Here is a 25,554-nt window from a genome sequence, read left to right on the forward strand (position 1 = left end):
ATCTATGGACGTAGGGGTTTGTTGATGGCCATTGGATTTCTGAACGTGGCGGGGCTGGTGAAGCATTATGGCGGCGTGGCGGCCCTGGACGGGTGCAGCCTGTCGCTTCGCAAGGGCGAGGTCACCGGGCTGATCGGACCCAACGGCGCCGGCAAGACCACCCTGCTGAACGCGCTCACCGGGCTCGCCAAGCCCGAGGCGGGTACGGTCACCTTCGATGGCGTCGATGTCACGGGCCTGCCCGCCCATCGCATGGCGGCGCTCGGCGTCGTGCGCAGTTTCCAGATCGTACGCGAGCTCTCCAGCCTCACCGTGTTTGAGAATCTGCTGCTCGCCCCGCCGCGCCAGATCGGCGAAGGCCTTTTGGGCGCCGTGGTCGCGCGGCGCAAATGGTGGGCGCAGGAGCATGAGAATGCCGCCAAGGCCCGCGCCTTGCTCGAACGCGTCGGCCTGTGGAAGCTGGCGGACCAGCCCTCCGCCGCCCTTTCCGGCGGCCAGAAGAAGCTTCTGGAGGTGGCCCGCGCGCTGCTGCTGGAGCCGAGGCTCCTCCTGCTGGACGAACCCGGCGCCGGCGTCTCCCCGCCGCTGCGCGAGGAGATCATTCGCCTGGTGCGCGAGCTGAAGGCGGAGGGCCTGTCGTTCGGCATCGTCGAGCACGACATGCATCTCGTTGGCGAAGTCTGCGACCATGTCCATGTGCTGGCCGAGGGGCGGACCTTGGTCTCCGGCACCTTCGCCGAGGCCACGTCCGATCCCCGCGTGGTGGACGCCTATCTGGGGCTCGCGGCATGAGCGGAAACGCGGAGACCGATGCCCTGCGCATCCAGGGGCTGCGCGCCGGCTATGGCCGCGGCGGCGACATCGTGTGCGGCATCGATTTCACCCAGCGGGCGGAAACGATCATCGCCGTGATCGGCCCCAACGGGTCGGGAAAATCCAGCTTCGTCAAGACTATCGCCGGCCTGCTGCCGGCCCGTGCGGGATCCGTTTCGGTGACCGGACGCGATGTCACCGCTCTCTCCCCCGCTCGCCGCGTGTTCGCCGGCCTCGCTTATGTGCCCCAGGAGGCCAATGTCTTCCGCAGCCTCACGATCCGCGAGAATCTCAAGCTCGCCACGGAATTCCTGCGCGGCCGCGCGGGCATCGGGCGCGAGCAGGAGGAACGGGTGCTGAGCCTGTTTCCCGAAATCGCCGCCCGGCCCCGCACGCTTGCGGGCAATCTTTCCGGCGGCCAGCGACAGATGCTGGCCTTCGCCTGCGCCCTGCTCGCCAATCCGGAAGTGCTGCTGCTGGACGAGCCTTCCGCCGGGCTGTCGCCGAAGATCGTGGGCGAGACCATGGAGGCCATCGCCCGGGTGCGCTTGTCCGGCGTCTCCATCGTCCTGGTCGAGCAGAATGTTTCCGCCGCCCTGAAGATCGCCGACGAAGTGGTGGTGCTGGTGGCGGGACGCCTCAGCCTGCGCGCGCCGGCGGCGGACGTGGTGCCCGCCGATCTCGCCGGCCTATTCTTCGGGAAGGCGGCCTGACATGGCGCAGCTGTTCCTGAACGGCCTCGTCACCGGCCTGCTCCTCGCCCTGCCCGCGCTGGCGCTGACGCTGGTGTTCGGGATTCTCAAGTTCGCCAATTTCGCGGTCGGCGCCCTGCTTACCTTCGGGGCCTATGCGGGCTTCGTCGCGAATGTGCAGTTCGGCTGGCCGCTGCCGCTCGCCGCCGCGTTTGCCGCTTTGTGCGTGGCGCTGGCCTCGATCGTCGCCGATGCCCTGGTGTTCGAGCGGCTGCGCGAGCGCGGCTCCATCACGCTGCTGGTGGCCTCCATGGGGGTCTCGCTGGTGGTGGAGAACATCTGCCGCTTCTTCTTCGGCAATGCCGCGCGCAGCTTCGATGTCACCCTCGCGCGGCCGATCCGCTGGCAGGGCGTGCGCATCAATCAGGAACAGATCGTCACGGCGAGCGTGGTGATCGTCGCGCTGATCCTGGTGCACGTGCTGCTGACCGCATCGCCCCTCGGCCGCGCCATGCGGGCGGTGGCCGACAATCCCGCCCTTGCCGCCGTGCGCGGCGTGGAGCGGCGCACCGTCGCGCGCATCGCCTGGGCGCTGACCGGCGCGCTCCTGGGTGTCGCCGGGGTGCTGGCCGGGCTCGATCGCGCCATCGACCCGTTGATGGGCTGGAACTACCAGATCCCGATCTTCGCCGCCGCCATCCTGGGCGGGCTCGGCAGCCCGCTCGGCGCGGTCGCCGGCGCGCTGATGATCGGCATCGCGGAAGAAATGTCGGCCCTCGTGCTGCCCACCAATTACCGGCAGGCGGTGAGCTTCACCGTCATCCTGCTGCTGCTGCTGTTCCGCACCAACGGCCTGTTCGGCGCCAAGGCGGTGCGCAAATGAGCGCCTATCTCGTCACCCTCGTCATCCTGGTCAGCGTCGCCGCCCTGGTGGGCCTTGCCCTGAACCTGCAATGGGGCCTCGCCGGCCTTGTGAATTTCGGCGTCTCCGGCTTCGTGGCGCTCGGGGCCTATGGGGTGGCGATCACCGCCCCCCATATCGGCTGGCTGCCGGCGCTGATCTTCTCCGCCGTGCTCTGCGCCGCCATCTCCATGGCGCTGGCGCTGCTGTCCATCCGGCTGGAGGAGAATTATCTCGCCATCGTCACCATCGGCTTCGGCGAGATCGTGCGGATCCTGCTGCTGAACGAGGGCTGGCTGACCGGCGGGGCGCTGGGCATCGCGGACATTCCGCGCCCGTTCGCCGCCATCACGCCGCCGGGCGGAGGCGACGGGGTGATCCTCGCCTTCGCCATCGGCCTTGTCCTGGTGGTGTTCGTGCTGCTGGAATTGTTGGTGCGCTCACCCTTCGGCCGGGTGCTGCGGGCGGTGCGGGACGATGCCACCGTGGCATCCGCGCTGGGCAAGCCGGTGCTGGCGCTGCGGGTGCGGGCGTTTGCCGTCGGCGGGGCCATTATGGGGCTCGCCGGGGCGCTGCACGCCTTTTACCTGACCTATATCGACCCGAGCCAGTTCACCCCCATCATCACCGCCTATGCCTTCATGGCGGTGATCGCGGGCGGGCGCGGATCCAATCTCGGCCTGCTGTTCGGCGCCGGCTCGATCATGGCGCTGCTGGAGGCGACGCGGTTCCTCAAGGATCTCGTGCCGTCCATCGACGGGGCGCAATTGTCGGCGCTGCGGCTCGGCATGATCGGCATCGGCATCGTGCTGCTGCTGATCCTGCGCCCGCAGGGCCTTGTGGCCGAGCCGCGCCGGCGCGCGCGCGAATTCTTTCCCGATGCGAAGAGAGACGGCTGATGCCCCGCGTGACCCCGCTGCCCCCCACGGCCCTGCCGCCCGAGATCGCGCAGGTGTACGAGCAGTTCGCCGGCGGCTATGCCGATTTCGCCGATCAGGCGGCGGTGCTCGCCCATGTGCCCCCGGCGCTCGACCACATCTACCGCATGCTCATGGAGCTGCGGGCGCGCGAGGCCGTGCCCTGGCGCTACATCGAGCTGGCCGTGGTGGTGGTCTCCAAGCTGAATGCCTGCCCCTATTGCGTCTCGCACCACGCGCCGCTGCTCGCCGTGGAAGGCATTCCCGCCGACGCGATCGAGGGACTTCCCGATTCCGAGCATGAAGCTTTCGACGAGGTCGACCGCCTGGTGATCGACTATGCGCGGCTGGTGACGGAACGCGCCTGGGGCATCCGCTCCGGCGTCTTCACCCAGTTGCGCGCGCATTTCTCGGAAGCGCAGATCGTCGAGCTGACGCTGCGCATCGCGCTCTGCGGCTTCTTCAACCGGTTCAACGACGCATTGCAGATCGACGACGGCGTGGCCGAGGCCGCGCTTCGCCTTCATCCCGCCCCCTCGCCCACTTCCACAGGAGAACAGCCATGAGCCCGTCGCCGCGTCTCACCCGCCGCCAGGTCGTTGCCGGCCTCGGCGCCCTGCCCTTCGTCGGCGCCGCGCTGCCGGCGTTCGCCCAGGCCGCAGAGGTGCCGCTCGGCATGGTGCTGCCCTTCTCCGGCGCCACCGGCCCCTATGGGCCGGACATGAAGAAGGCCGCAGAGCTGGTTCTCGGGCAGGTCAATGACGCCGGCGGCATCCTCGGCGGGCGCAAGCTCAAGCTGTTCATCGAGGATTCCGAGACCAATCCGACGGTCGGCGTCACCGCCACGAAGAAGCTGCTGGAAGTCAACAAAGTGGAGCTGGTGGGCGGTTTCTGGGGCAGCCCGATCGCGCTTGCCGCCAAGCCCATCATCCTGGCCGCCAACAAGGTGCAGATGGTTTCCTGCTCGGCCAATGCGGTGACCGACGGCGACACCCGCGGCCTCGTGTGGCGCTTCCAGGCGAAAAGCACGTCCTGGGGCCCGGCCGGGGCGAAGGTGATGAATTCCATCGGCGCCAAGAAGGTGGTGGTGCTGGCGCAGCAGAATCCGTTCGTGGTGGCGATGATCGAGCCCTTCAAGGCGGAGATGGCCAAGCTCGGCGGCAGCGTTCTGGACGTGGTGATGTACAATCCCGACCAGCCCTCCTATCGCGCCGAGGTGGAAAAGGCCTTCGGCGGCGATCCCGACGGCGTGTTCTGCCTGTCCCTGCTGACCGATTTCACCTCCATCGCCAAGGAGGTCTATCGGGGCGGCTTCAAGTCCAAGATCGTCGCGCTCTCGATCGGCGCCGATGCGGAAGGCAAGTTCCTCCAGGCGGTCGGGCCGGAAGTGGCGGAGGGCATCTATCATCTCCAGCCCGCGCCGCCGCTCGATACCCCCTCCTACAAGAAGTTCGTCAAAGAGATGGGCGCTCCGGCCGGCACCGTATTCCTGTTCGCCGGCAATGCCCACGACCAGATCTGCGTCACCGCGCTGGCCATGGAACATGCCAAATCCAGCGACGCCCTGGTTTGGGCCAAGTCCATTCCCGAGGTCTGCAACCCGCCCGGCGAGGAAGTGGACGATGTGGTGAAGGGGCTGGAGCTGATCCGCGCCGGCAAGAAGATCAAGTTCGTGGGCGCCGGAGCGAGCTGCGATTTCGATGCCCGGGGCGACCAGATCAATCGCTCGTTCCTGGTGCAGGTCGTCAAGGGCGGCAAGAACACCATCGTCGGCGTGATCTCCTGATCCGCTAGACGCCGCTTCCAGCCCGACCACCAGCAGCGCGCGGAGGCCTCCGCGCGCAACGAGAACGCGCGCCTTCAAGGCCGCTGGGAGAAACCTCATGACACATCCCAAGCCCATGCATCTGTGCGGCTTCCTGATCGCCGGGCCGGTGGTGCACAGCCACGCCATCTGGCGCAATCCGGCGCACGAGACCGCCTTCCTCAGCCTCGAACATTACGCCCACATCGCCCGCACCCTGGAGCGCGGCAAGTTCGACTTCCTGTTCTTCGCCGACCGCCTCGCCGTCGCCGATCGCTATGGCGAGAGCCTGGAAACCGGGATCCGGCTCGGCGACCAGGACGCGACCCGCATGGATCCGATGCCGGTGCTCGGCGCCATGGCGGCGGTCACGCGGCATATCGGCCTCGGCGCCACGCGCTCCACCACCTATGACGCGCCCTACAACATCGCCCGCGAGTTCGCGACGCTGGATCATCTCTCCGGTGGGCGGGTGGCCTGGAACGTCGTCACCTCCATGAATGACGGGGAAGCTTTGAACTTCGGGTCCGTGCCGCACCTCGGCCATGACGAGCGCTACGACCGCGCGGACGAATTCATGGAGGTCGCCTTCAAGCTGTGGGACAGCTGGGAGGACGGCGCGCTGGTGCTGGACCGGGCCAACGGCATCTATGCCGACCCCGACAAGGTCCATTATGTGAACCACCAGGGCAAATGGTTCCAGTCGCGCGGGCCGCTGAACATTCCCCGCAGCCCGCAGGGCCGGCCGGTCATCATCCAGGCCGGCTCGTCGGGCCGGGGCAAGGCGTTCGCGGCACGCTGGTCGGAGGTGATCTTCGCGTTGCAGCCGAACCGGGAGCGCATGGGGGTGTTCACCCGCGATGTGCGCGCCGCACTGGAGGCCGCCGGGCGCGCGCCGGATGCCAGCAAGGTGCTGATGGCGGTGATGCCCTTCATCGGCCGCACCCGGGCGGAGGCGGAGGAAAAGCGCGACCTGCATGATTCCCTGGTGGATCCGCGCGTCGGCCTCTCCACGCTCGCGGCCCACGCCAATGCGGATTTTTCCAGCCTGCCGCTGGATGCGCGGGTGGATGAGATCGCGGTCTCCGGCAGCCAGGGCAATTTCGCGGCGCTGCGCAGCATCGCCCCCGACGGGTCCATGACCATCGCCGAAGCCGGGCGGGTCTATGGGCGCGGCGTCATGTGCCCGCGTATCGTCGGGACGGCGCAGGACGTGGCGGACGAACTGGCGGGTATCGTCGAGTCCGGCCTCGCCGACGGCTTCGTGATCTCGCCCGCCTTCCTGCCGGAGACGTTCGACGACTTCGTCGACCAGGTGGTCCCGCTGCTGCAGGCGCGCGGCGCCTTGCGGCGCGATTATCCCGGCGGGACCCTGCGCGACCTGCTGAGCCAGGCGACCTGACCGGATCGCGCGGCGATCCGACCGGGTTGGGCTCCAGGGCTGCGCGAGGGCGCGCGTCAGGCCACCTGGTCGACGGGCGCCGCGATCCCCTCGCCGGCGGCGGGGCGGGCGAGGCCGTAATGCGCGCGCAGGGTGGTCCCGGTGTAATCCTCCCGGAACAGGCCGCGCTTGCGCAGGATCGGCACCACCTCGGCGGCGAAGATGTCGAAGCCGCCGGTATACCAGGGCGGCATCACGTTGAAGCCGTCGGCGGCGCCGCTCTCGAACCAGAGCTGGATCGCGTCCGCCACCTGCTCGGGCGTGCCGACCTTCACCCAGTGCCCGCGCGCGCCCGCGAGCCGCCGGATCAGCTGGCGCAGGGTCGGCTTCTCCCGGTCGACGATGTCCAGCACCACCTTGAAGCGGCTCGCCACATTGCTGCCGGCGTCGATGAGGTGGCGCGGGAACGGCGCGTCGAGGTCATGGCCGGAGAGGTCGAGGCCGATCAGGCGCTTGAGCTGGTTGAGCGAATAGGCGGGCTGGATCAGGTCATCGAACTCGTCCGACAGGCGCTGCGCCTCCGCTTCCGTGCTGCCGATGAAGGGGCTGATGGCCCGGCAGGATGCGGATGCTCTGCGGCCCGCGCCCGAGCGCCCGCGCCTGACCCTTGATGTCGCCATAGAAGGCCTGGGCGCTGGCGAGGGTCTGGTGTGCCGTGAAGATCGCCTCGGCATAGCGCGCGGCGAAGGCGCGGCCATCCTGCGAGGACCCGGCCTGCACATAGACCGGCCGGCCCTGCGGCCCGCGCGGGATGTTCAGCGGTCCGCGCACGTCGAAATGCGGGCCGTGATGGTCGATGGGATGGATCTTCGCGCCGTCGGCGAACACGCCGCTTTCCTTATCGGCGACCACCGCGCCGTCCTCCCAGCTGTCCCACAGCTTGGTGACCACATCGACGAATTCGCGTGCGCGGGCATAGCGATCGCCGTGCGGCGGGTGCTGGGGCAGGCCGAAATTCAGCGCCGCGTCCGCCGCCGTGGTGGTGACGATGTTCCAGCCGACGCGCCCCTTGGAGATGTGGTCGAGCGTGCCGAACAGGCGGGCGAGATTGTAGGGCTCGTAATAGGTTGTGGAAGCGGTGCCGATCAGGCCGATGCGGCTGGTGACGGCGGCGATGGCGGTGAGCCAGGTGATGGGCTCGAAGCGGAAGCGCGAGGCATAGCGCACGTCGTCGGACAGGGCCGGGCCGTCGGCGAAGAAGACGGCATCGAACTTCGCCGCCTCCGCCCGCTGGGCGAGATCCTGGTAATAGCTGATGTCGAACGCCCGCTCGGGCGCGGAGCCCTTGTAGCGCCAGCCGGCTTCGTGATGGCCGCCGGGATAGAGGAAGAGATTGAGGGTGAGCTGGCGGTCTTGAGCGGTCATGGCAACCTCCCGGTGATGAGGGCGGAAAATCGGCCTGGGGCGATGCCTCGACATGCCCTGGGCTGGGTGAAATGTTTCACGTGAAACAATGACTTGCGGTGGACGAACATCGGTTCAGGGCGGCTTCTCCGCGCCTTTTCGGCGGTCGAAACCGCCTGTTCGGGCGAAGCGTCGCGGATGAATTTCGGCGGCGCACGCCGGGCGCCGCGTCCCCGCCCGGAGCGCGGCCGCCAGGGCCGGATGCGGAAGGGGACCGGGCCTAGGCAACGTCGCGCCGGGCGGCATGCAGCTTGGCGAATGTCTCGCCGAGGCGGGTCGCGCCCAGCACCTGCTCGCCGATGGCGCTCGATTCCCAGGAGGCGCCGCGCAGCGGATGGCCGATGGCGAACAGGCTCTGCGAGGCGCGGCCGGCCGCATCCAGCACCGCGCCGGACGCGGCATCGGCGGCGATGCCGTAGCCGGTGGGATGGGGCCGCACCAGATCGCGCGCGACCGCATTGCGCACCAGGGGATGGGCGATGCGCCGCCAGTCGAAATCGTGGCCGAGGCCGTTCACCACCCGGTCCACCGTCAGCGTCTGGGGCGCGGATGCGCCGCGCGGACGCACCACCACGTCGACCCGCCCGTCCGGCGCCGCCGCCAGATCGGTGACCGTGCCGGCGACCTGCCGGAAGCGGCCCTGCGCCTGGACCTGTTCGAGGAATGCGATCGAGCCCGGGGCCGCGCGATGCAGGCTCACGTCCCAGAACACCCGCAGGTGCCGCACGAAGCGCCGCCGCTCGGCATCGCTGGCGCCGGCCCACAGGCCGATGAGGTGTTGCTTGAGCACCGGCGTCAGGCGCTGCCAGTCCTCGCCGGCCGCCGCCACGGCGCGCCGCTCGCGCTGCACCAGGCGCAGCAGGTCGCCGATCCGGCGCGGCAAGGCGGCAGCATCGAGGAAATTCGCCCAGGGCTCCACCTCGCGCCGCCGGTTGACCAATTGCCCGCGCCGCGAGATCGCGACATAGGTGCCGCGGAATCCCTGCTTCTCCAGGCTGATGAGCGCATCCAGCGTGGTCAGGCTGGTGCCGAGCAGCAGGATTTCGCCGTCGCGCTCCGCCCCCGCGAACGCGCCGTCGCGCCAAACGTCGCCCACATAGCGCCCGCTGTCCCGCAGGCGGGCGCCGATCCGGATGCCGCGCTCGGCCGCATGCAGGCCGGTGGCGAGCACCACCTGGTCCGCCGCCAGCGCCGCCCCCGAGGCGAGGTGCACCGCGTATCCGAGGCGCGCGGGCGCGAGATCCACCGCCGTGTCGCGCACATGCTGGAAACGCACCCGCCCCTCGCCGTCGCGCAGCGCGCGGGCCAGTTCGTCCTGCACATAATCGCCATAGAGGATGCGCGGCAGGAAGGCGTCGCCCGGCGGCGCGCCTTCGTCCGGCGCCCAGCCGCGCCGGCCGGCATTGGCGAGCACCCATTGGGTGAGATGCTCGGGGCGATCCGCATGCAGGCTGAACACGCGGGCCGGGCCGTTCACCAGATGGTCGGGATCCGGCGTGCTGTACGCGATGCCGCGCCCGAGTTCGGCCCGGCTTTCCACGATCGCGATGTCCAGCGGCGTCGCGGTGGCGTCGATGATCTTGATCGCCGCCAGGACACCGGCGAGGCCGCCGCCGATGATGACGATCGCGGGTCTGCTTGCTTGCGACATGACGTGCCTTTTCTTCGGCTGGTCGAAACGGGGGCCGGCGCGGGCGCGCTCACCAGGTCTGGTCGAGACCGAGCAGCGCCAGCACCTCGTGGCGCAGCGCCGCGAGGCGCGGGTCGCCGCGATGGCGGGGATAGGGAACGTCCACGATCACCTCGGCCTTGATGCGCGCCGGGCGGTCCGTGAACACGATCACCCGCTGCGCCAGGAAGAGGGCTTCCTCCACGTCGTGGGTGACGAGCAGGGCGGTGAAATTGGCGTCCTGCCAGAGGCGCAGCAATTCCCCCTGCATGGTGATGCGGGTGAGGGAATCGAGCTTGCCGAGCGGCTCGTCCAGCAGCAGCAGGCGCGGTTCGTTCACCAGAGCGCGGGCGAGCGCCACGCGCTGGGCCATGCCGCCGGACAATTGCCGGGGATAGGCGCTGCCGAAATCCGCGAGCCCCACGAGATTGAGCGCGGCTTCCACCCGGTGGCGCTGGCTGCGCAGCAGGCCCCGCGCCTCCAGCCCCAGCGCCACGTTCGCCGCCACCGTACGCCACGGGTAGAGGGTCGGGTCCTGGAACACCAGGATGCGGGAGGGATCGGGGCCCGTGATCGGCCCGTCATCTTCCTTCACCGTTCCCGCGGTGGGATGGTCGAGGCCCGCCACCAGGCGCAGAAGCGTGGACTTTCCGCACCCGCTCGGCCCCAGCAGGGCGACGAACGCGCCCGGCTGCACCGAGAAGCTCACCTGCTGGAGCACCGGCAGTGGCGCCCCCTCAAGCTCGAACCTGTGGCTGACGTTGGAGACATCGAGGCGGATGCCGGCGACGGCGCCCGCGGGCGTGTGTTTGACGGCGGCAGCGCTCACCAACGCACCAATTCCTTCTGCCAGGAGAGGACGTGATCGCGCAGGCGGAACAGCGCGGTGATGAGGCTGGAGCACATCAGGGCCATCACCAGCAGCGCGGCATACATGTTGGCATAGGCGGCCCAGCCCTGGGCCCATTGCAGGTACCAGCCGAGCCCGGCCTTCACGCCCAGCATCTCCGCCACCACCAGCACCGCGAACGAGGCGCTGAGGCCCATGAACAGGCCGACGAAGATGTGCGGCAGCGCTGCCGGCACCGCGACCCTGGACACCAGGAAGACCTGGCTCGCACCGAGGGTGCGGGCGATGTCGTAATAATCCTTGTTCACGCTGGAGATGCCGGACCAAGTGAGGATGGTCACCGGGAAGGCGGTCGCGAGCGCGATCAGGAAGATGCTGGCGCTCCAGCTCGACGGGAACAGGAAGAACGCCACCGGCAGCCATGCGGTCGCCGGCAGCGGGCCGATGAAGCGCAGCACCGGATGGGCCCAATAGCCGGCGATGCGCCACCAGCCGATGGAGACGCCCAGCGTCACGCCCACCAGCGCGCCGATGCCATAGCCCCAGGCCAGAAGCTTCACCGAATGCACGACGCTGAGGCCGAGCTTGGGCCAATCCTCCAGATAGACTTCGAGCAGCGCCTGGGGCGGCACGAAGAACGGGCGCGGCAGCAGGCCGAGCTTGGCGGTGATCGCCTCCCAGGCAAGCACGCCGAGCGGCAGCACCACCAGCCAGGGCACGGCGGCCCGCAGGCGGACGAGCCGCCCGCCGAGCCGGGGGGAGGCCAGGGCCAGCAGGGCGAGCACCCCGCCCAGGGCGGCCAGGCCATAGGCGAATTCCAGCGTATAGCCATAGTCGTCGGCATCCGGCACGAGGCCGGTATAGGCGCCGGCGCCGGCCCACGCCGCCGCCGCGATCAGCCCGCCGGACCAGAAGCGCGCGGGGGGTGCCGATGCGGTGGCCGGGCGCGCCGCGGGGTGCGCCGCAAGGTGCGCTCCTCGGCTTTCCGCATGCTGGGCCGTCAGGGGTGCGTCGAGGGTGCGGTCGCTCATGGGCGCACCCCTCAGCTCAGCACGTCGAAATAGACCTTGTCCGCGAACTTCGCGGAATCCGTGGTCTTGCGGAACACCTTCACCAGCTTCAGCTCGTCGGCATAGGCGGCGATCTCCTGCTTCAGGGCGGCGCCGGCGGGATGGTGGTGATGGGTGTGGCTCTTGAGCATGTCCACCAGATCCTGGATCGAGCCCTTGCCGCCGTAATCGGCGAAGCTCTTGGCGGCGAGCGCCGGGTCGCTGCCGACGATGTGGCCTCCCTCCAGCACGGCGCGGGTGAGGGCGGCGGCGGTCGGCTTGTCGTCGCGGATCAGGCTGCCGCGGATCGCCAGCACGCAGCACGAGCGCTCGGCATATTTGTCGGTGAGATTGGTCGCCACCTCCACCAGGCTGCCCTTGGAATCCTTCAGGAAGATCCAGGTGCGCGGGTCATTGTCGGCGAGCGCCTGGGCTTCGCCCTTCTCCACCGCAAGCGGCAGCACCTCGGCGGGATACTGGCGCCATTCCACGTCCTTGAACGGGTCGATGCCGGCCTCGGCCAGCAGGATAGAGAAGAAATTCTTCGCCGGCCCCGCCTGGTCGGCGATGGCGATGGTCTTGCCCTTCAGGCTCTCCAGCGTGGTGGTGCCGGCGGACGGCGCGCCGAGCAGGCGCAGGCAGCCGCCGTGTACCCCGGTGGTAATGCGCACGTCGAACCCCTGCTCCAGGGGCTTGAGCCAGCGCAGCGCCATGCCGATGCCGGCATCCGCCTTGCCGGTGGCGATCGCCTCCAGCAATTGCTCGGTGGAGCCGCCGAAATTCACGAATTCCACGTCGAGCCCGTTGCGGGCGAAGATGCCCGTATCCTTCGCCACCGGCGCGGCGGCGGTGCAGATGGCGCTGGCGTTCCAGGCGAGCTTGATGGATTTGAGCGGCCCGCTCGCGGCCGGCGTGCCATCCGCCGCCGTGAGGCAGAGCGGGAAATCCGCGAGCCCGCTCACCGACGTCGGCGGGCGAATAAGGCTGGAGGCGAGCACATGCCCGCCATAGCCCCCCAGCGGAATCGCCGCGCCGAGCGTCGCCCCATAGCGCAGCAGCGCACGGCGCGTCAGACCGGAGGCGCGGGCCGTGCCCGCCGCGTCACTGTCATCATCGAAACCAGGCATCGACCCATCCCCGAAATCATCAGTCGGGTTATATTTCATAATATCGATGGATTGAGTCAACAATAAAGATGCGCGCCATGCGCCGCCGCCACGCCCGTGCCTCGTATCGTCACGGCCAGGCTGGTTCCGGTCCTCCTTGCGAGGTCATCGGCGCGGATCGAAGGACCGGCAATCGGCCCCTACACCCAGTCGGGCGGCAGGTCCGGGCGGAAGGAGAGCGGGTGCGGGGCGTCGCGATAGGTGACGCCCGGCAGGATGCACAGCATCTCGAACAGCAGGTTCGCGCCGATCAGCGCCGTGTTGCCGGTGGTGTCGTAGGGCGGCGACACCTCCACCAGGTCGAAGCCCACGATGTCGAGCCCGTGCAGGCCGCGGATGAGTTCCAGCGCCTGGGGCAAGGTGAGGCCCGCCGGCTCGATGGTGCCGGTGCCCGGCGCGATGGAGGGATCGAGGCTGTCGATATCGAACGAGATGTAGGTCGGCCGCCCCATGAAGCGGGTGCGGATCTCGCGCGCCAGATCCGCCAGCGAGCGATGCCAGCAGCGTTCCGCCGGCACCACCCACACGCCGAGGCCGCGCTGCCAGTCGAAATCATCCGCCGCATAACCCGAGCCGCGCAGGCCGACCTGCACCATGCAGCGGGGATCGACCAGCCCTTCCTCCAGCGCCCGCCGCATGGGCGTGCCGTGGGCGATGCGCTCGCCGAACATGGTGTCGTTCACGTCCGCATGGGCATCCACATGCACCAGCGCCACCGGCCCGTGGGTCTTGGCCGCCGCGCGCAGGATCGGCAGCGTCATGGTGTGGTCGCCGCCCAGCGCCATCGGCCGGCAGCCGCTCGCGAAAATGCCGGCGAAATGGGCTTCGATGAGATCCACCGCGCGTTCCAGGCTGTAGGGATTGGTCGCCACGTCGCCGAGATCGGCGATCGCGAGGCTGTCGAACGGCGCCGCGCGCGTCGCCACGTTGTAGGGCCGCACGAACACCGATTCGGTGCGGATCTGGCGCGGCCCGAAGCGCGTGCCAGCGCGGTTCGAGGTGCCCCCATCCAGCGGCACGCCGATGAAGCCGGCATCGAGCTGCGCCGGATCGGAAATATGCGGCAGCCGCATCATGGTGGCGATGCCGCCGAAGCGGGGCATGTCGTTGCCGCTGAGCGGCATGTGGCGGGGTCGTTCGGTCATGGGGAATCCGCAAGCAAGACAAGTCTCAGCCTAGGACACCGCGTGCATCGCACCAAGAGCGCGCGGGCGTGCTGGACCCGCAGCCGCCGACGGGCGGCGCGTCTCCTGACGCGCGCGGCCTCGGCTCATCGCATCCAGCCGGGGAAGATCGCGCCGAGCCCGCCGGCGATCATCTCCATGGCGATGGCGGCCAGGACGATGCCCATCAAACGCTTGGAGATGGAGAGCGCGGTCGGCGTGAGCCGCGCCCCGAGCCAGGGCGTGAGCGCCATCGCGCCGGCGAAAAAGATCAGATAGCCGATCAGGCCGAGATAGAAGGCGGCGATGTCGCTCGGCTCGTGCGCGGACTGGGCGAAGATGATGATGGTCGCCATGGCGCCCGGCCCGAGCGCAATCGGCAGGCCGAGCGGATAGACGCCGGCATTTTCCACCGACTTGAACTGCTCCTGCTCCTGCTCGGCCCCGTGATGGGAGGGATGATCGTCGCCGCTGAGCATCGAGAGGGCGATCAACAGCACGATCAGCCCGCCGGCGAGGCGAAAATGCGAGACGCTGATCCCGAACAGTCCGAGGAGCGCATGCCCCGCGAGCGCGCAGACCAGCGCGCCGATGCTCACGGTCGCGATCATGGCGATCAAGGTGCTGCGCCGCGTGGCGGGCGTGGCATCCGCCGTCAGCGCCAGGAAGATCGGCGCGATGCTGAGCGGACCCATGATGGCAAACAGGGCCGCGAACAATTTCGCGGACAATGAGAAATCGATCATTCCAGCGCCCCTTCATCCGTCCCGACCCGTGGGAAAGGGTGTGCCCGATTTTCCCGCGCTTCGATACCTTTCCCGCAAATTCCCCCGACGATCCGATGCTCCTGTGCCCGCTCCAGCCGGCGGGTCGCAGCCCCTCCCGCGCGGGCGCCGGCCGGGGGCGACGGCGCGGGCGTTTCTCCCGGCCGCCGGTTCCGTGCCGAAGCACCGTGCCGAAGCACCGTGCCGGGCACCGCGAGGGCTGATGGTTCCATCATCCGCTCTGCCGACAGATCCGTTCGCCGGCACGAACCTTGCTCCTCCCGACCGGAGGCACCGGCCGCCGCGCCGCCGGTCCCTCCAATGCCCATCAGATGCGCTTGACTCGCCTGCGACATCATGTTCCAAATTAGTTGACCACTTTGCTAGTCGACTAGCACGCTACGCACTCAGGGAATTCGCTGGCTTTCAAGCGGGTTACGGCCCACGGGAAGGCGCGGGCGCGCGTCGGCACCGGCGCGAAACCTGGCGCGGCGGTGCGGTGGCTCACGGAAGCAGCGGCGGCGGGCGGCCGGCGCGGGAGACCGCGCACGGTCGGGCGAAAAGAAGAAGCGAGTAAAAAATGCTCAATATCGACGAGGCGAATGCCGCATTCGTGACCTATCGCGAGATCAAGAGGCGCATCGTGGATCTGTATTACGGCGTCGGCGAGCGACTGTCCGAGGCCCGCCTTGCGGAAGAGCTGGGGGTCGGCCGCTCGCCCATCCGCACCGCTCTGTCGCGCCTGAAGTCGGAGGGGTGGATCGCCATTTCCCCGCAGAGCGGCACCTATATCAAGGCGCTCACCCCGCGCGAGATCCGCGAAGTGACCGAGCTGCGCATGCTGCTGGAGATGCATGCCGCCGGCGCGGCGGCGACCCGCATGTCGGCGCCCATGCTCAAGACCCTGCGGGCCGATTTCCGCGCCAAGGCGCCGCGCATCGCCAAGGGCGACGCCGATGCCTTCATCGCCCTCGACAATCGCCTGCATGCCGCCATCTACGATGCCGCCGACAATTCCCTGGTGCGCCAGACGCTGCTGGACCTGCGCGACAAGGTGCAATGGATCCGCCGGGTGTGCGCGGTCTCCCAGGAGCGCGTGCAGGACGGCTTCGCGGAGCTGGAAGGCATCCTCGCGGCGCTCGAACGGCGCGACGCGGACTGCGCGGCCAAAGCCATGCGCGACCATGTGAAGAGCGCCGCCGCCTTCTGCGAGCGCCTCGAGGACATCGCCGCCCTCAATCCGCGGACGCCCTGACGGCGGCGCCCGCCCTCCCTTCACCGCATCCCCGGCCAGGAGCGCGTTTCTTAAGTCGTTTCAGAGTTCGTCCGAGAATTGCGCACAAGCGCGACCGGACATCCAGAGGAGAACATGAGCATTATGGCAGCCATTGCGGGTGCAACACCCTTTATTGTCAACACGCAGGGGCAAAAGCCGCTTTCCCCGGCTGTCGTCACGCTCAATGACGTGACGAAGGTCTATGAAACCGCGTCCGGCGGCACGGTGCATGCCCTGAGCAAGATCAACCTTGCGATCCGCGGCGCGGAATTCGTCTCGGTCATCGGGGCGTCGGGCTGCGGCAAGACCACCTTGCTGCGCATCATCGGCGGGCTCGAAGACGGGTTCGGCGGCGAGCTGGTGCTCTCCGGGCGCAAGGGCGGCGGCCCGAGCAAGGACGTGGGCATCGTGTTCCAGGACGCGAACCTGCTGCCCTGGCGCACCATTCTCCAGAACGTGCTTCTCCCGGCGCAGGTGCTGCGCCTGGACAAGCAGGCTTCGCTCGCCCGCGCCCACGAGCTGATCGAGCTGGTCGGCCTCAAGGGGTTCGAGGACAAGTATCCGTTCGAGCTGTCGGGCGGCATGCGCCAGCGCATCTCGATCGCCCGCGCGCTGATCCACGACCCGTCCGTTCTGCTCATGGACGAGCCGTTCGGCGCGCTCGATGCGCTGACGCGCGAGGTGATGAACGCGGAAGTGCTGAAGATCTGGGACGCCACCAAGAAGACCGTGTTCATGATCACCCATTCCATCACCGAAGCGGTGTTCATGAGCGACCGGGTGATCGTCATGTCGCCGCGCCCGGGACGGGTGATCGCGGAAGTGGACATCGCCCTGCCCCGGCCCCGGCACATCGGCATGCTGAGCGAGGAAAAGTTCGGCGCCTACACCGGAAAGCTGCGCCGCCTGCTGGACGTCGGCGCCGACTAGGTCGCTCCCGCCCCGCATCGCCCTGTTCCGCGTTCCGTGCCTCGCGCCTCCTGGCGCCACCCGAACCTGTGAGAAATCGCCATGTCCATCGACGCTACGGCTGCGGCCGAAATCCTCGCCTCGCGCAAGCGCGAGCGCCTGCGGTGGCTCTCCGTTTCCAGCACCGATTCCCTGATCTCGCTCGGCGGCTTCGTGATGCTGGCGCTGATCTGGGAACTGGCGGTGGATCTGTTCAAGATCCCCGACTTCATCCTGCCGGCGCCCTCGGCCATCGCGCTTTCACTGTATAACGGGTTCGCCTCCGGCCTGTTCGTCTATAATTTCTTCGTCACGGCCTTCCAGACCATTGCCGGCTTCCTGCTGGCGGCGGTGGTCGGCACGGCCGTCGGCGCCGTGGTGGCGCAGTTCCGCATCGTCGAGCGCATCGTCTATCCCTGGCTGGTGGCGTTGCAGACCCTGCCGAAGATCGCGATCGCGCCGCTGATCATCATCTGGGCCGGCTACGGCATCGGCTCCAAGGTGATCATCGTTGCGCTGGTGGCCATCTTCCCGGTGCTGGTGAACATCATCATGGGGCTGAAATCCTGCGACCAGGGCAAGCTCGACCTCATGCGCTCGCTCGGCGCGGGGCGCTGGGAAACCTTCCGCACGGTGCGCCTGCCGAACGCTCTGCCCTTCATTTTCGCCGGGCTGAACGTCGCCATCGTGCTCGCCATCCTGGGGTCGATCGTGGGCGAGTTCGTGGGCTCGAAGGCCGGGCTCGGCAACCTCATCCTGGAAGCGAATTTCCAGTTCGACGTGGCCCGCATCTTCGCGGTGCTGGTGGTGCTCGGCGTGTTCGGCGTCGTGCTCAGCCTGATCATGCGCATGGCCCAGAGCCACTTCCTGTTTTGGAACAAGTCGCTCAGCTGAAGGCGACGCAAATACCGAAAACCTAAAGCAACCAGAGGCGGAGTTTAATAATGCGAAGCATTCGTTTGGGTTTATTTGCGCTGGGCACGGCACTCGCCCTCGCCGGCACGGCGGGTGGCGCCGGCGCGGCGGAGAAGGTGGTCTATGCGGTGACCACCTCCAACATCTCGGTCGGCCACGCCGCCCAGTCCTCGATCCCGCTCGCGGCGGAGTTCTGGAAGCAGGAAGGCCTCGATGTGGAGGTGATCGGCCTGTCCGGCGCCACCGCCGGCGTGCAGCAGGTGGCCAGCGGCCAGGTGGATTTCGCCACCGTCGGCGGCGATGCGCTGCTGATCGCGCGCTCCAAGGGCATCAAGGTGAAGGCGGTCTATACGTACGCCCGCAAGTCGATCTATCGCATCGTGGTGCCGGCCGACAGCCCGATCAAGAGCGTCGCCGACCTGAAGGGCAAGACGCTGGGCGTGCCCGACATGTCGGCCGGCTCGGTGCCGTTCGCCCGCGCCGCGCTCTCCTCAGCCGGCATCGACCCGCAGACCGGCGTGAAATGGCTTTCGGTCGGCATCGGCGGCCAGGCGGCCAACGCCTTCCGCCAGAACGTGATCGACGCCTGGGCATCGTGGGATACGGTGATCGCGGCGCTGGAGAACAACGGCTTCAAGTTCCGCTACATCGATCCGCCGTGGATCGACGAGGTGCTGGGCAACGTCATCATCGCCCGCGAGGAGACCATCGAGAAGAAGCCCGAGCTGGTGGTGAAGGTCGCCCGCGGCATCGCCGAAGCCTCGGTCTACGGCCTCACCAATCCCGACGCGGCGCTGCGCAACCATTGGAAAATGTATCCCGAGACCAAGCCGCAGACGGTGAATGACGACACCTTCAAGCAGGCCCGCCGCATCTTCGATTCCCGCTTCGATCTCACCAAGCTGGAGCCGGGCGTGAAATGGGGCGAGAACGTCCCGGCCCAGTGGACGCGCATGGCCGACATCTCCATCGAGGAAGGCCTGATCCCCAAGGGGTTCGACGTCTCCTCCGCCTACACCAACCAGTTCATCCCCCAGATCAACGACTTCGACGCGAAGAAGATCGAGGCGATGGCGAAGGCCTCCACCTGGTGAGGATGCGCTGACCAGCGCGCCACGTGATCTGTCCGTTTCACCCTTCCCTTCACAATAAAAGCCGTGCCGCGCCCCGGCGTTGCACAAGGAGAACAAGAAAATGACCGAACGACGCAAAGATCAGATGAGGCTGGGTGGCTTCTTCCATCCCACGGGCAATCACGTGGCCGCGTGGCTCGATTCCGGCGCGCAGATCGATGCCGGCACCAATTTCGACCATTACGTGCGGCTCGCCCAGACCGCCGAGAAGGCCAAGTTCGACCTGATCTTCCTCGCCGATGCCATCGCCACCCGCGACGGCAACCTTCAGGCGCTCTCGCGCTGGCCGCAATACATGGCCTATTTCGATCCGGTGACGCTGCTCTCCGCGATTTCGGCCGTCACCAAGCATATCGGGCTGGTGGCCACCGCCACCACCTCGTTCAACGAACCCTACAGCCTCGCCCGCAAATATGCCTCGCTCGACCATATCAGCCACGGCCGCGCGGGCTGGAACGTGGTGACCTCCTCCAACCCGTCGGAAGCCTATAATTTCGGCCGCGACGCCCATTACGGCCATAACGAGCGCTACGAGCGGGCCGAGGAATTCGTCAAGGTCGTGAAGGGCTTGTGGGACAGCTGGGAGGATGATGCGTTCCTGCGCGACCGCGCCACCGCCCGCTATTTCGACCCCGCCAAGCTGCATTACCTCAACCACAAGGACAAGCACTTCCAGGTGCGCGGGCCGCTGAACGTCGCCCGCCCGCCGCAGGGCTATCCGGTGATCTTCCAGGCCAGCGCCTCCGACACCGGCAAGGAACTGGCGGCGCAGATCGCGGAAGTCATCTTCACCCCGCTCCACGACCTGGAGCAGGCGCAGAAATTCTATCGCGAGCTGAAGGACCACGCGGCGAAATACGGCCGCGGCGAGGATGAGATCGTCGTCATGCCCGGCCTCAACGTGGTGGTCGCCGCGACCGAGAAGGAGGCGGACGAGAAGATCCGCTATCTCCAGAGCCTGATCCACCCCGATGTGGGCAAGGAGCTGCTCTCGGCCGCGCTGGGCGGCATCGATCTCAGCCAGTGCGACGTGGAAGAGCCCCTGCCCGCCCATCTCGTCGCCGAGGAGCTGGGCCGCTCCAATTCGCGCGTCTCCTACATGCTCAAGGGCAATCCCACCCTGCGCCAGATGTACGAGCAGTTCGGCACCGGGCGCGGCCAGCGCACGGTGAAGGGGACGCCTTCCAGCATCGTCGACCAGATGGAGAACTGGTTCCTCAATCGCGGCGTGGACGGCTTCCTCATCCAGCCGCCCATCCTGCCGGCCGGGCTCGACGAATTCTGCGAGCACATCATCCCGGAATTGCAGAACCGGGGCCTGTTCCGCACCGAATATACCGGCAGCACGCTGCGGGAAAATCTCGGCCTGCGGCGTCCCGCCAGCATGTATGCGAAGGCGGGCTGAGGCGCATCGACGCCGGCGCCGCCGCTCGCCCGGCGGCGCCCCAAGGGAGGAAGAAGACATGAGCGTGCATGCGGCCTTTGAATGCGATCCCGCCCGCGAGCCCCAGGAATTCCGCCGCTGCCTCGGCCAGTTCGCCACCGGCGTCACGGTGGTGACGGCCAATGTGGGCGGCGAACTAGTGGGGCTGACGGTGAATTCCTTCGCCTCGGTCTCGCTGAACCCGCCGCTGATCCTGTGGTCCATCGACCAGGCGTCGAAGAGCTATCCCAAGTTCAGCATCGCGGAGAATTTCACCATCAACGTGCTGGCGCACGACCAGATCGCCCTGTCGCGCCATTTCGGCCGGTCCGGGCCGGACAAGTTCCAGGACATCGGCTGGAGCGCCGGAGAAACCGGGGCGCCGGTGCTCGACAATGTCGCCGCCTTCTTCGAATGCCGCCGCGAAGCCGAGCATCGCGGCGGCGACCATCTCATCCTCATCGGCCGGGTGCGGCGCGCGGTGCATTTCGAGCGCGGCACGCTGCTGTTCGCCCAGGGGCGCTATCGCATCGCCACCGACCATCCCGCCGAAGCGAGCGCGGTGCGCGCCGCCTCCTGATCCACCCCTGCGAGGATCGCGCCGGGGCGGATCGACGGTCGCGGCCTGTGCCCATGGCCGGAGACATCGTCTGCGGGTGAGACCGTCATGCACGGGCTTGACCCGGCCATGACGAGCGAAGGACGCAGGCAAGGGGCACGCCTGCTTTCGGCCGCGCCGTTCCTGCGCATGCTCCAACTCATTGCATGATCGCGTTTTCTTTGCGCGAAGCGGTGGCCGCTTCGCGCGAAAATGCCCTAGCGCAGGCACAATTCGGAAAGCGCGCGGGCGGGTTCGGCGAGGCTCGCCAGGGCCAATGCGCAGATGGCCGCCCCCAGCAGCCGGCGCGGCACCGTGCGATCGTGCGCGTGCCGGCCCAGCCCCACCAGGGCGCCCGCGCCAAGGGCGGTTGCCGCGACCGCCGGCACGGTCGCAAGGCCGAACCCGGCCATGAAGGCCGCGCCCGAGAGCGCCGAACCGCTCAACAGGGAGGTCAGCAAGGCCGAATAGACCATGCCGCACGGTGCGAAGCCCCAGACGATGCCCAGCGCGAGCGGCGATGCCGCCTTCAGCCGGCCGGGCAGCGCCGTGCCGAGGCGCCGCGCGAGGCGCCCCACGGGGACATCCAGGCGCCGCACGCCCGGGCCGAAGCCGGCGACGGAGGCGCCGACCCAGAGCAGGCTCAGCGCCGCCAACGCGCGCAGCACGCCCTGCGCGCCGGCCAGTTCCAGCAGCACGCCGAACCCCGCCCCCACCGCGCCCACCGTGGCGCCGAAGGCGGTATAGGTCAGCGCGCGGCCCAATTGCGTCGCCAGCAGCGCCGGCGCGCGCAGGGCCGCCCCGCGAGACGCCCCATTCGGCGCCCCATTCGGCGCGCTCGCCAGCAGGAGCGAGGAGGCGATGCCGCCGCACAGGCCCGCGCAATGCAGGCTGCCCGCCAGGCCCATCAGCGCCCCGCCGACAAAGGTGAATTCGCCGGTCATGTCCGCCTGTCTCCTCATCGGGCGCGAAGGCCGGGGCGCGGCGAGCCTTGCTCCCTGCCGCTCCCCGCGAACCCGCGCGCCGCCGCCCGGCGCGGGGTGGAGCACCTGAGCCGCCGCCGGAAGGGGACCGCGCGACCGCTTGCGACCGCGCGGGCGGTTTCGGTTCATGCCGTCTGCGCGTGGGCGCAGCAGCTCGCCTCGTTGGTTTCCGGCGGCAGGTCGATGCAGGGATTGCCGTTGAAGAAGTTCGCCGGCATCAGCTTGAAGCCGGTGGTGACGCACGGCTGCACCGGGAAATCCTCGATCCGCACCGGGTGATGCAGCCCGAACACGTGCCAGAGCACGATGTCGGTGTTCTCGATCGGCCGGTCCTGCTTGATGAAGTCCGGCAGGCCGCCGGCGCCGGTGGAATGGTTCATGTAGTCGCCGGCGGGAAAACGCTCCTCGCCGTTGTAGGCCGTCACCCATAGATGGTTCTGCACGAAGCCGGCGCGCCGGCCGGAGGGCGAATCCGGCCGCACGAACGGGGTGACGCAATTGCCGGACTCCAGCTTGTAGCCCACCGGCGTGCCCGCATAGTTGAGCTTGTTGGGGTTGATGACCTTCCAATAGCGCTGGCTCGGCGCATTGGCGCGCCGCGCCGCCTCGCTCTCGCGCTTCAGCACGGTCTCTTCCTCGAAGAAGGCATTGCCGTAGGGATTGGCCGGGCCGTCGGGCTCGGCATAGGTGTTGCACTCGACGACACTGTTGGCGTCCCCGTCCACGGCCATGTCGAGGCGGGCGCAGAAGATGTGCTGGTGGATCTGCCCGACCACGCCCGGCAGCACTTCGCGACCGTATTTGCCGGGCTGGCCGGGAATGCACGCTACCGTATTGATGATGCCGGTGGCCTTCATCTCGAATTCGATGGAGCCGTCGAGGAAGAAATACCAATAGAGCGCGTATTCGTAATTGCCGACCGTGCAGATGGTGGAAACCACCAGCTTGCGGGCGCGGCGCACCTCGGCCCGCTCGGTGCGGAAGTCCCAATGCTTCCACAGCAGGCCGGCATCCTCCTCGTGGATGCAGATCGCCTTCTCGATGGTCAGCGGCGCGCCGTCCATCATGTTCATCTCCACGTCGAGATATTCGATGGCGCCGAGGCAGTCGCAGCCGAGTTTGAGGGAATTGGCCAGCTTGCCGATGCCGTACTCGCCGATGTCGAACACATGCTTGCGGAAATGCCCGTTCTCCGGGCTGCCGTAGGGCACCACCATTTCCACCAGCGAGGCGCGATGCAGGATCGGCCGGCCGTCGAAATGGATGTCGTGCAGGGTCAGGGATTCGCGCGCGTTGAAGCCGATGACGAACGACCAGCGGTCCCAGGTGAGCTTGCGGTCCTCGATGACGAAGTTCACCCCCTCCGGCTGGGTGACATTGATGGGCTTGAGCGGCTTGCGCGTGGTCTTGACGAAGTCGCGCTCATAGTTCGCCTCGGTCATGGGCACCGGGACGACGCCGTAATCGTCCACCCGGATCACCTCCCAGCTGTTCAGGTCGATGACCGCGTTCAGCCCCTCGATGGGATGGGCGTAGAAATTCTCGTTCTCGCGCAGGCGCAGCCACGCGAAGACATGGCAGAGCTGGCGCCCCTCCTCGCCCGGAATGCCGAAATTGCCGGCCGACCAGGGATCGATGCACACCTTGGACATGTCGGTGATGCCGCGCTTCGCGCAGCCGGCGATGAAGTCCGGATCCTGCCGGACAATCCCCTCGATGGCGAGGAACTGTTCCAATTGGATCATCGGCCGCATGGTCGGGAAATCCTGCCGCGACACGATCTGCCGGGAATCCAGCGAGACCACGAGGCGGCTCACGCCGATGGCGGTGGCGCTGAACACATTGACGCGGGCGGCGCGGGGAATGACGTCGCCGGGCTTGAATGCGCGCACGCTGGCCTTGTCCGGCTCCATCAGCTCGATGGTCTCGAACCTTGTATCGTCCCCATAGGGCGCGGCGGCGCGCACGATCTCGGCCGCCTTGGCGATCTCGGCGCTGGTGAGCGGCTGGAGCGGATGGCTCACCTTGAGGCTCGGTGCCGGCACGGGCGTCGCCTGCGACGCGCAACAGGCCTGGGGCGTGAGGACAACCGTCATGACATGGACTCCACTCTTCGAATATTGGGGAAGCGGGCACGGGAGGCGGCGACGCGCCTCCCGCGGGGGGCGTCAGCCGAACGCGCGGCCGAGATTCTCGTAGACGGCCGGACGCACCGACCGCAGCCATCTGGCGAACACGTAGCCGGCGACGCCGATGGCGACGACCAGCACCGGGAAGGCGTTCACCACCGGCGATTCAGAGCCGCTCACCAGCGACAGATTGGCGATCATGAAGGCGAGGCAGGCGCCGAGGCCGACGATGCTCAGCGCCGGCGCGACCAGCCGGTGGCCGATGCCCACCCCGCGCGCATCGGCCCGGAAGAAGCCGATCACCGCCAGCGACACCAGGATCTGCACCACCAGGATGCCGATGCTGGCGAACGTGCCCATCCAGGCAAACACCACCGCATAGGGGTCCTGCCCGCCGAGCGCGAACAGCGCCGCCGCGCCGAGCGCGATCACGCTCTGCACCGCGCCGGCCACATAGGGCGACTGATGGTCCGCATGGGTGCGCGCAAACCCCGCCCAGACCAGGCCCTCGCGGCCGATGGCGTAGAAATAGCGGTTGATGGTGTTGTGGAACGACAGCGCGCAAGCGAACAGGCTGGTGATCAGCAGCAGGTTCATGGCGAGGCCGGCAAGCGGCCCGAGCCGGGTCTGGATGGCGGTGAGATAGAGCGTCGCGGTATTGGCGGTGGCTTCGGCCGCGATATTGGAGGGGCCGTAGTTCAGCGCCACGGTCCAGGTGGCGAAGGCGTAGAACACCGCGATCACGATCACCGCGAGATAGGTGGCGCGGGGAATGGTGCGCTTGGGGTCGCGCGCCTCCTCGCCGAAGATGGCGGTCGCCTCGAAGCCGATGAAGGAGGCCACCACGAACACCAGCGACACGCCGAAGCCGGGCGCGAAGATCGCCTGCGGCCCGAAGGCGGAGAGCGTCACGCCTTCCGGCCCGCCGCCGCCAATCAGGATGGCGAGGCCGAGCAGCAGCAGGATCGCGATTTCCGCCACCATGCAATAGCCCAGCAGCTTGCCGCTGAACTCGATGTTGCGCATGCCGCACAGAAAAACCGCGATGCCGAGAAGCGCGGCATAGAACAGCCAATGAATATCCGGCCCGCCGGCGCTCTTCACCATGTCGGCCACGAAGAAGCCGAACAGGCCGTAGACCGCGATATCGATGGCATTATAGGTGGCGATGGCGATGAAGGCGCCGGCCACCCCGGCGGGCCGGCCGAGGCCGTTGGCGATATAGGGATAAAAGCCGCCGGCGGTGCCGACGAAGCGGTTCATGGCGGTGAAGCCGACGCTGAACAGCAGGTAAAGCAGGCCGACGATGAGATAGGTGCCGGGGGTTCCCGCACCATTGCCGAAGGCGAAGGCGGCGGGCGAGGCGCCCACCACCGCCGTGAGCGGGGCCGCCGCGGCGACCACGAAGAAGACCACATGCCAGACGCCGATGGCATCCGGCCGGAGCTGGGTCGAACTGTTGGTGCTCATAGACATCGAACTCCTCTGGATCGGTTTTTGCGATGTCCGCCCCGTG

General features: G+C 68.1%; 22 protein-coding genes and 1 pseudogene. 13 read left to right on the forward strand and 10 right to left on the reverse strand.

The genetic code is table 11. The features are described 5' to 3' along the window. Window positions 1–24: 24 nt before the first annotated feature. The 7 genes from V5F84_RS15935 (at window position 25) to V5F84_RS15965 (ending at window position 6,529) form a co-directional block, all read left to right on the forward strand. Window positions 25–792, forward strand: a complete 768-nt coding sequence (locus V5F84_RS15935) for an ABC transporter ATP-binding protein (protein WP_394044682.1) — start codon at window positions 25–27, stop codon at window positions 790–792. After that, window positions 789–1,526: a branched-chain amino acid ABC transporter ATP-binding protein gene (locus V5F84_RS15940; protein ID WP_394044684.1), complete on the forward strand. Its 738-nt coding sequence runs from the start codon at window positions 789–791 to the stop codon at window positions 1,524–1,526. The genes V5F84_RS15935 and V5F84_RS15940 overlap by 4 nt, the downstream gene beginning before the upstream one ends. Before the next feature lies 1 nt (window position 1,527). After that, entirely contained in the window at window positions 1,528–2,388 is an 861-nt protein-coding gene (locus tag V5F84_RS15945) for a branched-chain amino acid ABC transporter permease (protein ID WP_394044686.1), read from the forward strand. Then, window positions 2,385–3,305, forward strand: a complete 921-nt coding sequence (locus V5F84_RS15950; RefSeq protein ID WP_394044688.1) for a branched-chain amino acid ABC transporter permease — start codon at window positions 2,385–2,387, stop codon at window positions 3,303–3,305. The genes V5F84_RS15945 and V5F84_RS15950 overlap by 4 nt, the downstream gene beginning before the upstream one ends. After that, window positions 3,305–3,889 (forward strand): carboxymuconolactone decarboxylase family protein, encoded by a 585-nt coding sequence (locus V5F84_RS15955; protein ID WP_394044690.1) that lies wholly within the window; start codon window positions 3,305–3,307, stop codon window positions 3,887–3,889. Before V5F84_RS15950 ends, V5F84_RS15955 begins: the two co-directional genes overlap by 1 nt. Next, entirely contained in the window at window positions 3,886–5,109 is a 1,224-nt protein-coding gene (locus V5F84_RS15960; protein WP_394044692.1) for an ABC transporter substrate-binding protein, read from the forward strand. Before V5F84_RS15955 ends, V5F84_RS15960 begins: the two co-directional genes overlap by 4 nt. Window positions 5,110–5,206: 97 nt before the next feature. Beyond that, entirely contained in the window at window positions 5,207–6,529 is a 1,323-nt protein-coding gene (locus tag V5F84_RS15965) for an LLM class flavin-dependent oxidoreductase (protein WP_394044694.1), read from the forward strand. A gap of 56 nt (window positions 6,530–6,585) precedes the next feature. Here V5F84_RS15965 and V5F84_RS15970 read toward each other — a convergent pair. The 7 genes and pseudogenes from V5F84_RS15970 to V5F84_RS16000 form a co-directional block, all read right to left on the reverse strand. Next, window positions 6,586–7,933, reverse strand: a pseudogene (locus tag V5F84_RS15970) (LLM class flavin-dependent oxidoreductase). A gap of 259 nt (window positions 7,934–8,192) precedes the next feature. After that, window positions 8,193–9,623 (reverse strand): FAD/NAD(P)-binding protein, encoded by a 1,431-nt coding sequence (locus V5F84_RS15975; protein ID WP_394044696.1) that lies wholly within the window; start codon window positions 9,621–9,623, stop codon window positions 8,193–8,195. Between the two features lie 49 nt (window positions 9,624–9,672). Further along, window positions 9,673–10,473, reverse strand: a complete 801-nt coding sequence (locus V5F84_RS15980) for an ABC transporter ATP-binding protein (protein ID WP_394044698.1) — start codon at window positions 10,471–10,473, stop codon at window positions 9,673–9,675. Further along, window positions 10,467–11,522, reverse strand: coding sequence for an ABC transporter permease (locus V5F84_RS15985; protein WP_394044700.1), 1,056 nt, complete (start codon window positions 11,520–11,522; stop codon window positions 10,467–10,469). Before V5F84_RS15985 ends, V5F84_RS15980 begins: the two co-directional genes overlap by 7 nt. Window positions 11,523–11,533: 11 nt before the next feature. Then, window positions 11,534–12,667, reverse strand: a complete 1,134-nt coding sequence (locus V5F84_RS15990; protein ID WP_394044702.1) for an ABC transporter substrate-binding protein — start codon at window positions 12,665–12,667, stop codon at window positions 11,534–11,536. Window positions 12,668–12,846: 179 nt separating this feature from the next. After that, window positions 12,847–13,851, reverse strand: a complete 1,005-nt coding sequence (speB, locus tag V5F84_RS15995; RefSeq protein ID WP_394044704.1) for an agmatinase — start codon at window positions 13,849–13,851, stop codon at window positions 12,847–12,849. A 125-nt stretch (window positions 13,852–13,976) separates the two neighbouring features. Continuing rightward, window positions 13,977–14,615, reverse strand: coding sequence for a MarC family protein (locus tag V5F84_RS16000; protein ID WP_394044706.1), 639 nt, complete (start codon window positions 14,613–14,615; stop codon window positions 13,977–13,979). Between the two features lie 598 nt (window positions 14,616–15,213). Here V5F84_RS16000 and V5F84_RS16005 point away from each other — a divergent pair. The 6 genes from V5F84_RS16005 to V5F84_RS16030 all read left to right on the forward strand — a co-directional run bounded on the left by V5F84_RS16005 (window position 15,214) and on the right by V5F84_RS16030 (window position 20,908). Next, window positions 15,214–15,888 (forward strand): GntR family transcriptional regulator, encoded by a 675-nt coding sequence (locus V5F84_RS16005; RefSeq protein ID WP_394044708.1) that lies wholly within the window; start codon window positions 15,214–15,216, stop codon window positions 15,886–15,888. Between the two features lie 114 nt (window positions 15,889–16,002). After that, entirely contained in the window at window positions 16,003–16,839 is an 837-nt protein-coding gene (locus V5F84_RS16010) for an ABC transporter ATP-binding protein (protein WP_394044710.1), read from the forward strand. Window positions 16,840–16,920: 81 nt separating this feature from the next. After that, entirely contained in the window at window positions 16,921–17,751 is an 831-nt protein-coding gene (locus tag V5F84_RS16015; protein WP_394044711.1) for an ABC transporter permease, read from the forward strand. Window positions 17,752–17,801: 50 nt separating this feature from the next. Next, window positions 17,802–18,866, forward strand: a complete 1,065-nt coding sequence (locus tag V5F84_RS16020; RefSeq protein WP_394044713.1) for an ABC transporter substrate-binding protein — start codon at window positions 17,802–17,804, stop codon at window positions 18,864–18,866. Between the two features lie 100 nt (window positions 18,867–18,966). After that, window positions 18,967–20,310, forward strand: a complete 1,344-nt coding sequence (locus V5F84_RS16025; protein WP_394044715.1) for an LLM class flavin-dependent oxidoreductase — start codon at window positions 18,967–18,969, stop codon at window positions 20,308–20,310. A 58-nt stretch (window positions 20,311–20,368) separates the two neighbouring features. Beyond that, on the forward strand, window positions 20,369–20,908 hold the full coding sequence (locus V5F84_RS16030) for a flavin reductase family protein (protein WP_394044717.1): 540 nt from the start codon (window positions 20,369–20,371) through the stop codon (window positions 20,906–20,908). Window positions 20,909–21,144: 236 nt separating this feature from the next. Here V5F84_RS16030 and V5F84_RS16035 read toward each other — a convergent pair whose 3' ends face one another. From V5F84_RS16035 to V5F84_RS16045, 3 genes are all read right to left on the reverse strand, one after another. Beyond that, on the reverse strand, window positions 21,145–21,870 hold the full coding sequence (locus V5F84_RS16035; RefSeq protein WP_394044719.1) for a sulfite exporter TauE/SafE family protein: 726 nt from the start codon (window positions 21,868–21,870) through the stop codon (window positions 21,145–21,147). A 164-nt stretch (window positions 21,871–22,034) separates the two neighbouring features. Next, entirely contained in the window at window positions 22,035–24,005 is a 1,971-nt protein-coding gene (locus V5F84_RS16040; RefSeq protein WP_394044721.1) for a primary-amine oxidase, read from the reverse strand. Between the two features lie 72 nt (window positions 24,006–24,077). Beyond that, entirely contained in the window at window positions 24,078–25,514 is a 1,437-nt protein-coding gene (locus V5F84_RS16045; RefSeq protein ID WP_394044723.1) for an APC family permease, read from the reverse strand. Between the last annotated feature and the right edge of the window lie 40 nt (window positions 25,515–25,554).

Origin of the sequence: Roseixanthobacter liquoris (genome assembly GCF_043195135.2) — a bacterium.
GTDB lineage: Bacteria > Pseudomonadota > Alphaproteobacteria > Rhizobiales > Xanthobacteraceae > NCEH01.

Excerpts from the sequence above, each read along its gene's own strand:
- V5F84_RS16030 (WP_394044717.1), top strand. The coding sequence starts at position 20,369 with ATGAGCGTGCATGCGGCCTTTGAATGCGATCCCGCCCGCGAGCCCCAG.
- V5F84_RS15940 (WP_394044684.1), top strand. The coding sequence starts at position 789 with ATGAGCGGAAACGCGGAGACCGATGCCCTGCGCATCCAGGGGCTGCGC.
- V5F84_RS16025 (WP_394044715.1), top strand. The coding sequence starts at position 18,967 with ATGACCGAACGACGCAAAGATCAGATGAGGCTGGGTGGCTTCTTCCAT.
- V5F84_RS16035 (WP_394044719.1), bottom strand. The coding sequence starts at position 21,870 with ATGACCGGCGAATTCACCTTTGTCGGCGGGGCGCTGATGGGCCTGGCG.
- V5F84_RS15960 (WP_394044692.1), top strand. The coding sequence starts at position 3,886 with ATGAGCCCGTCGCCGCGTCTCACCCGCCGCCAGGTCGTTGCCGGCCTC.
- V5F84_RS15965 (WP_394044694.1), top strand. The coding sequence starts at position 5,207 with ATGACACATCCCAAGCCCATGCATCTGTGCGGCTTCCTGATCGCCGGG.
- V5F84_RS16005 (WP_394044708.1), top strand. The coding sequence starts at position 15,214 with ATGCTCAATATCGACGAGGCGAATGCCGCATTCGTGACCTATCGCGAG.
- V5F84_RS15950 (WP_394044688.1), top strand. The coding sequence starts at position 2,385 with ATGAGCGCCTATCTCGTCACCCTCGTCATCCTGGTCAGCGTCGCCGCC.
- V5F84_RS15975 (WP_394044696.1), bottom strand. The coding sequence starts at position 9,623 with ATGTCGCAAGCAAGCAGACCCGCGATCGTCATCATCGGCGGCGGCCTC.
- V5F84_RS16015 (WP_394044711.1), top strand. The coding sequence starts at position 16,921 with ATGTCCATCGACGCTACGGCTGCGGCCGAAATCCTCGCCTCGCGCAAG.
- V5F84_RS16045 (WP_394044723.1), bottom strand. The coding sequence starts at position 25,514 with ATGTCTATGAGCACCAACAGTTCGACCCAGCTCCGGCCGGATGCCATC.
- V5F84_RS15985 (WP_394044700.1), bottom strand. The coding sequence starts at position 11,522 with ATGAGCGACCGCACCCTCGACGCACCCCTGACGGCCCAGCATGCGGAA.
- V5F84_RS16000 (WP_394044706.1), bottom strand. The coding sequence starts at position 14,615 with ATGATCGATTTCTCATTGTCCGCGAAATTGTTCGCGGCCCTGTTTGCC.
- V5F84_RS16020 (WP_394044713.1), top strand. The coding sequence starts at position 17,802 with ATGCGAAGCATTCGTTTGGGTTTATTTGCGCTGGGCACGGCACTCGCC.
- speB (WP_394044704.1), bottom strand. The coding sequence starts at position 13,851 with ATGACCGAACGACCCCGCCACATGCCGCTCAGCGGCAACGACATGCCC.
- V5F84_RS15955 (WP_394044690.1), top strand. The coding sequence starts at position 3,305 with ATGCCCCGCGTGACCCCGCTGCCCCCCACGGCCCTGCCGCCCGAGATC.
- V5F84_RS15990 (WP_394044702.1), bottom strand. The coding sequence starts at position 12,667 with ATGCCTGGTTTCGATGATGACAGTGACGCGGCGGGCACGGCCCGCGCC.
- V5F84_RS16010 (WP_394044710.1), top strand. The coding sequence starts at position 16,003 with ATGAGCATTATGGCAGCCATTGCGGGTGCAACACCCTTTATTGTCAAC.
- V5F84_RS16040 (WP_394044721.1), bottom strand. The coding sequence starts at position 24,005 with ATGACGGTTGTCCTCACGCCCCAGGCCTGTTGCGCGTCGCAGGCGACG.
- V5F84_RS15945 (WP_394044686.1), top strand. The coding sequence starts at position 1,528 with ATGGCGCAGCTGTTCCTGAACGGCCTCGTCACCGGCCTGCTCCTCGCC.
- V5F84_RS15935 (WP_394044682.1), top strand. The coding sequence starts at position 25 with ATGGCCATTGGATTTCTGAACGTGGCGGGGCTGGTGAAGCATTATGGC.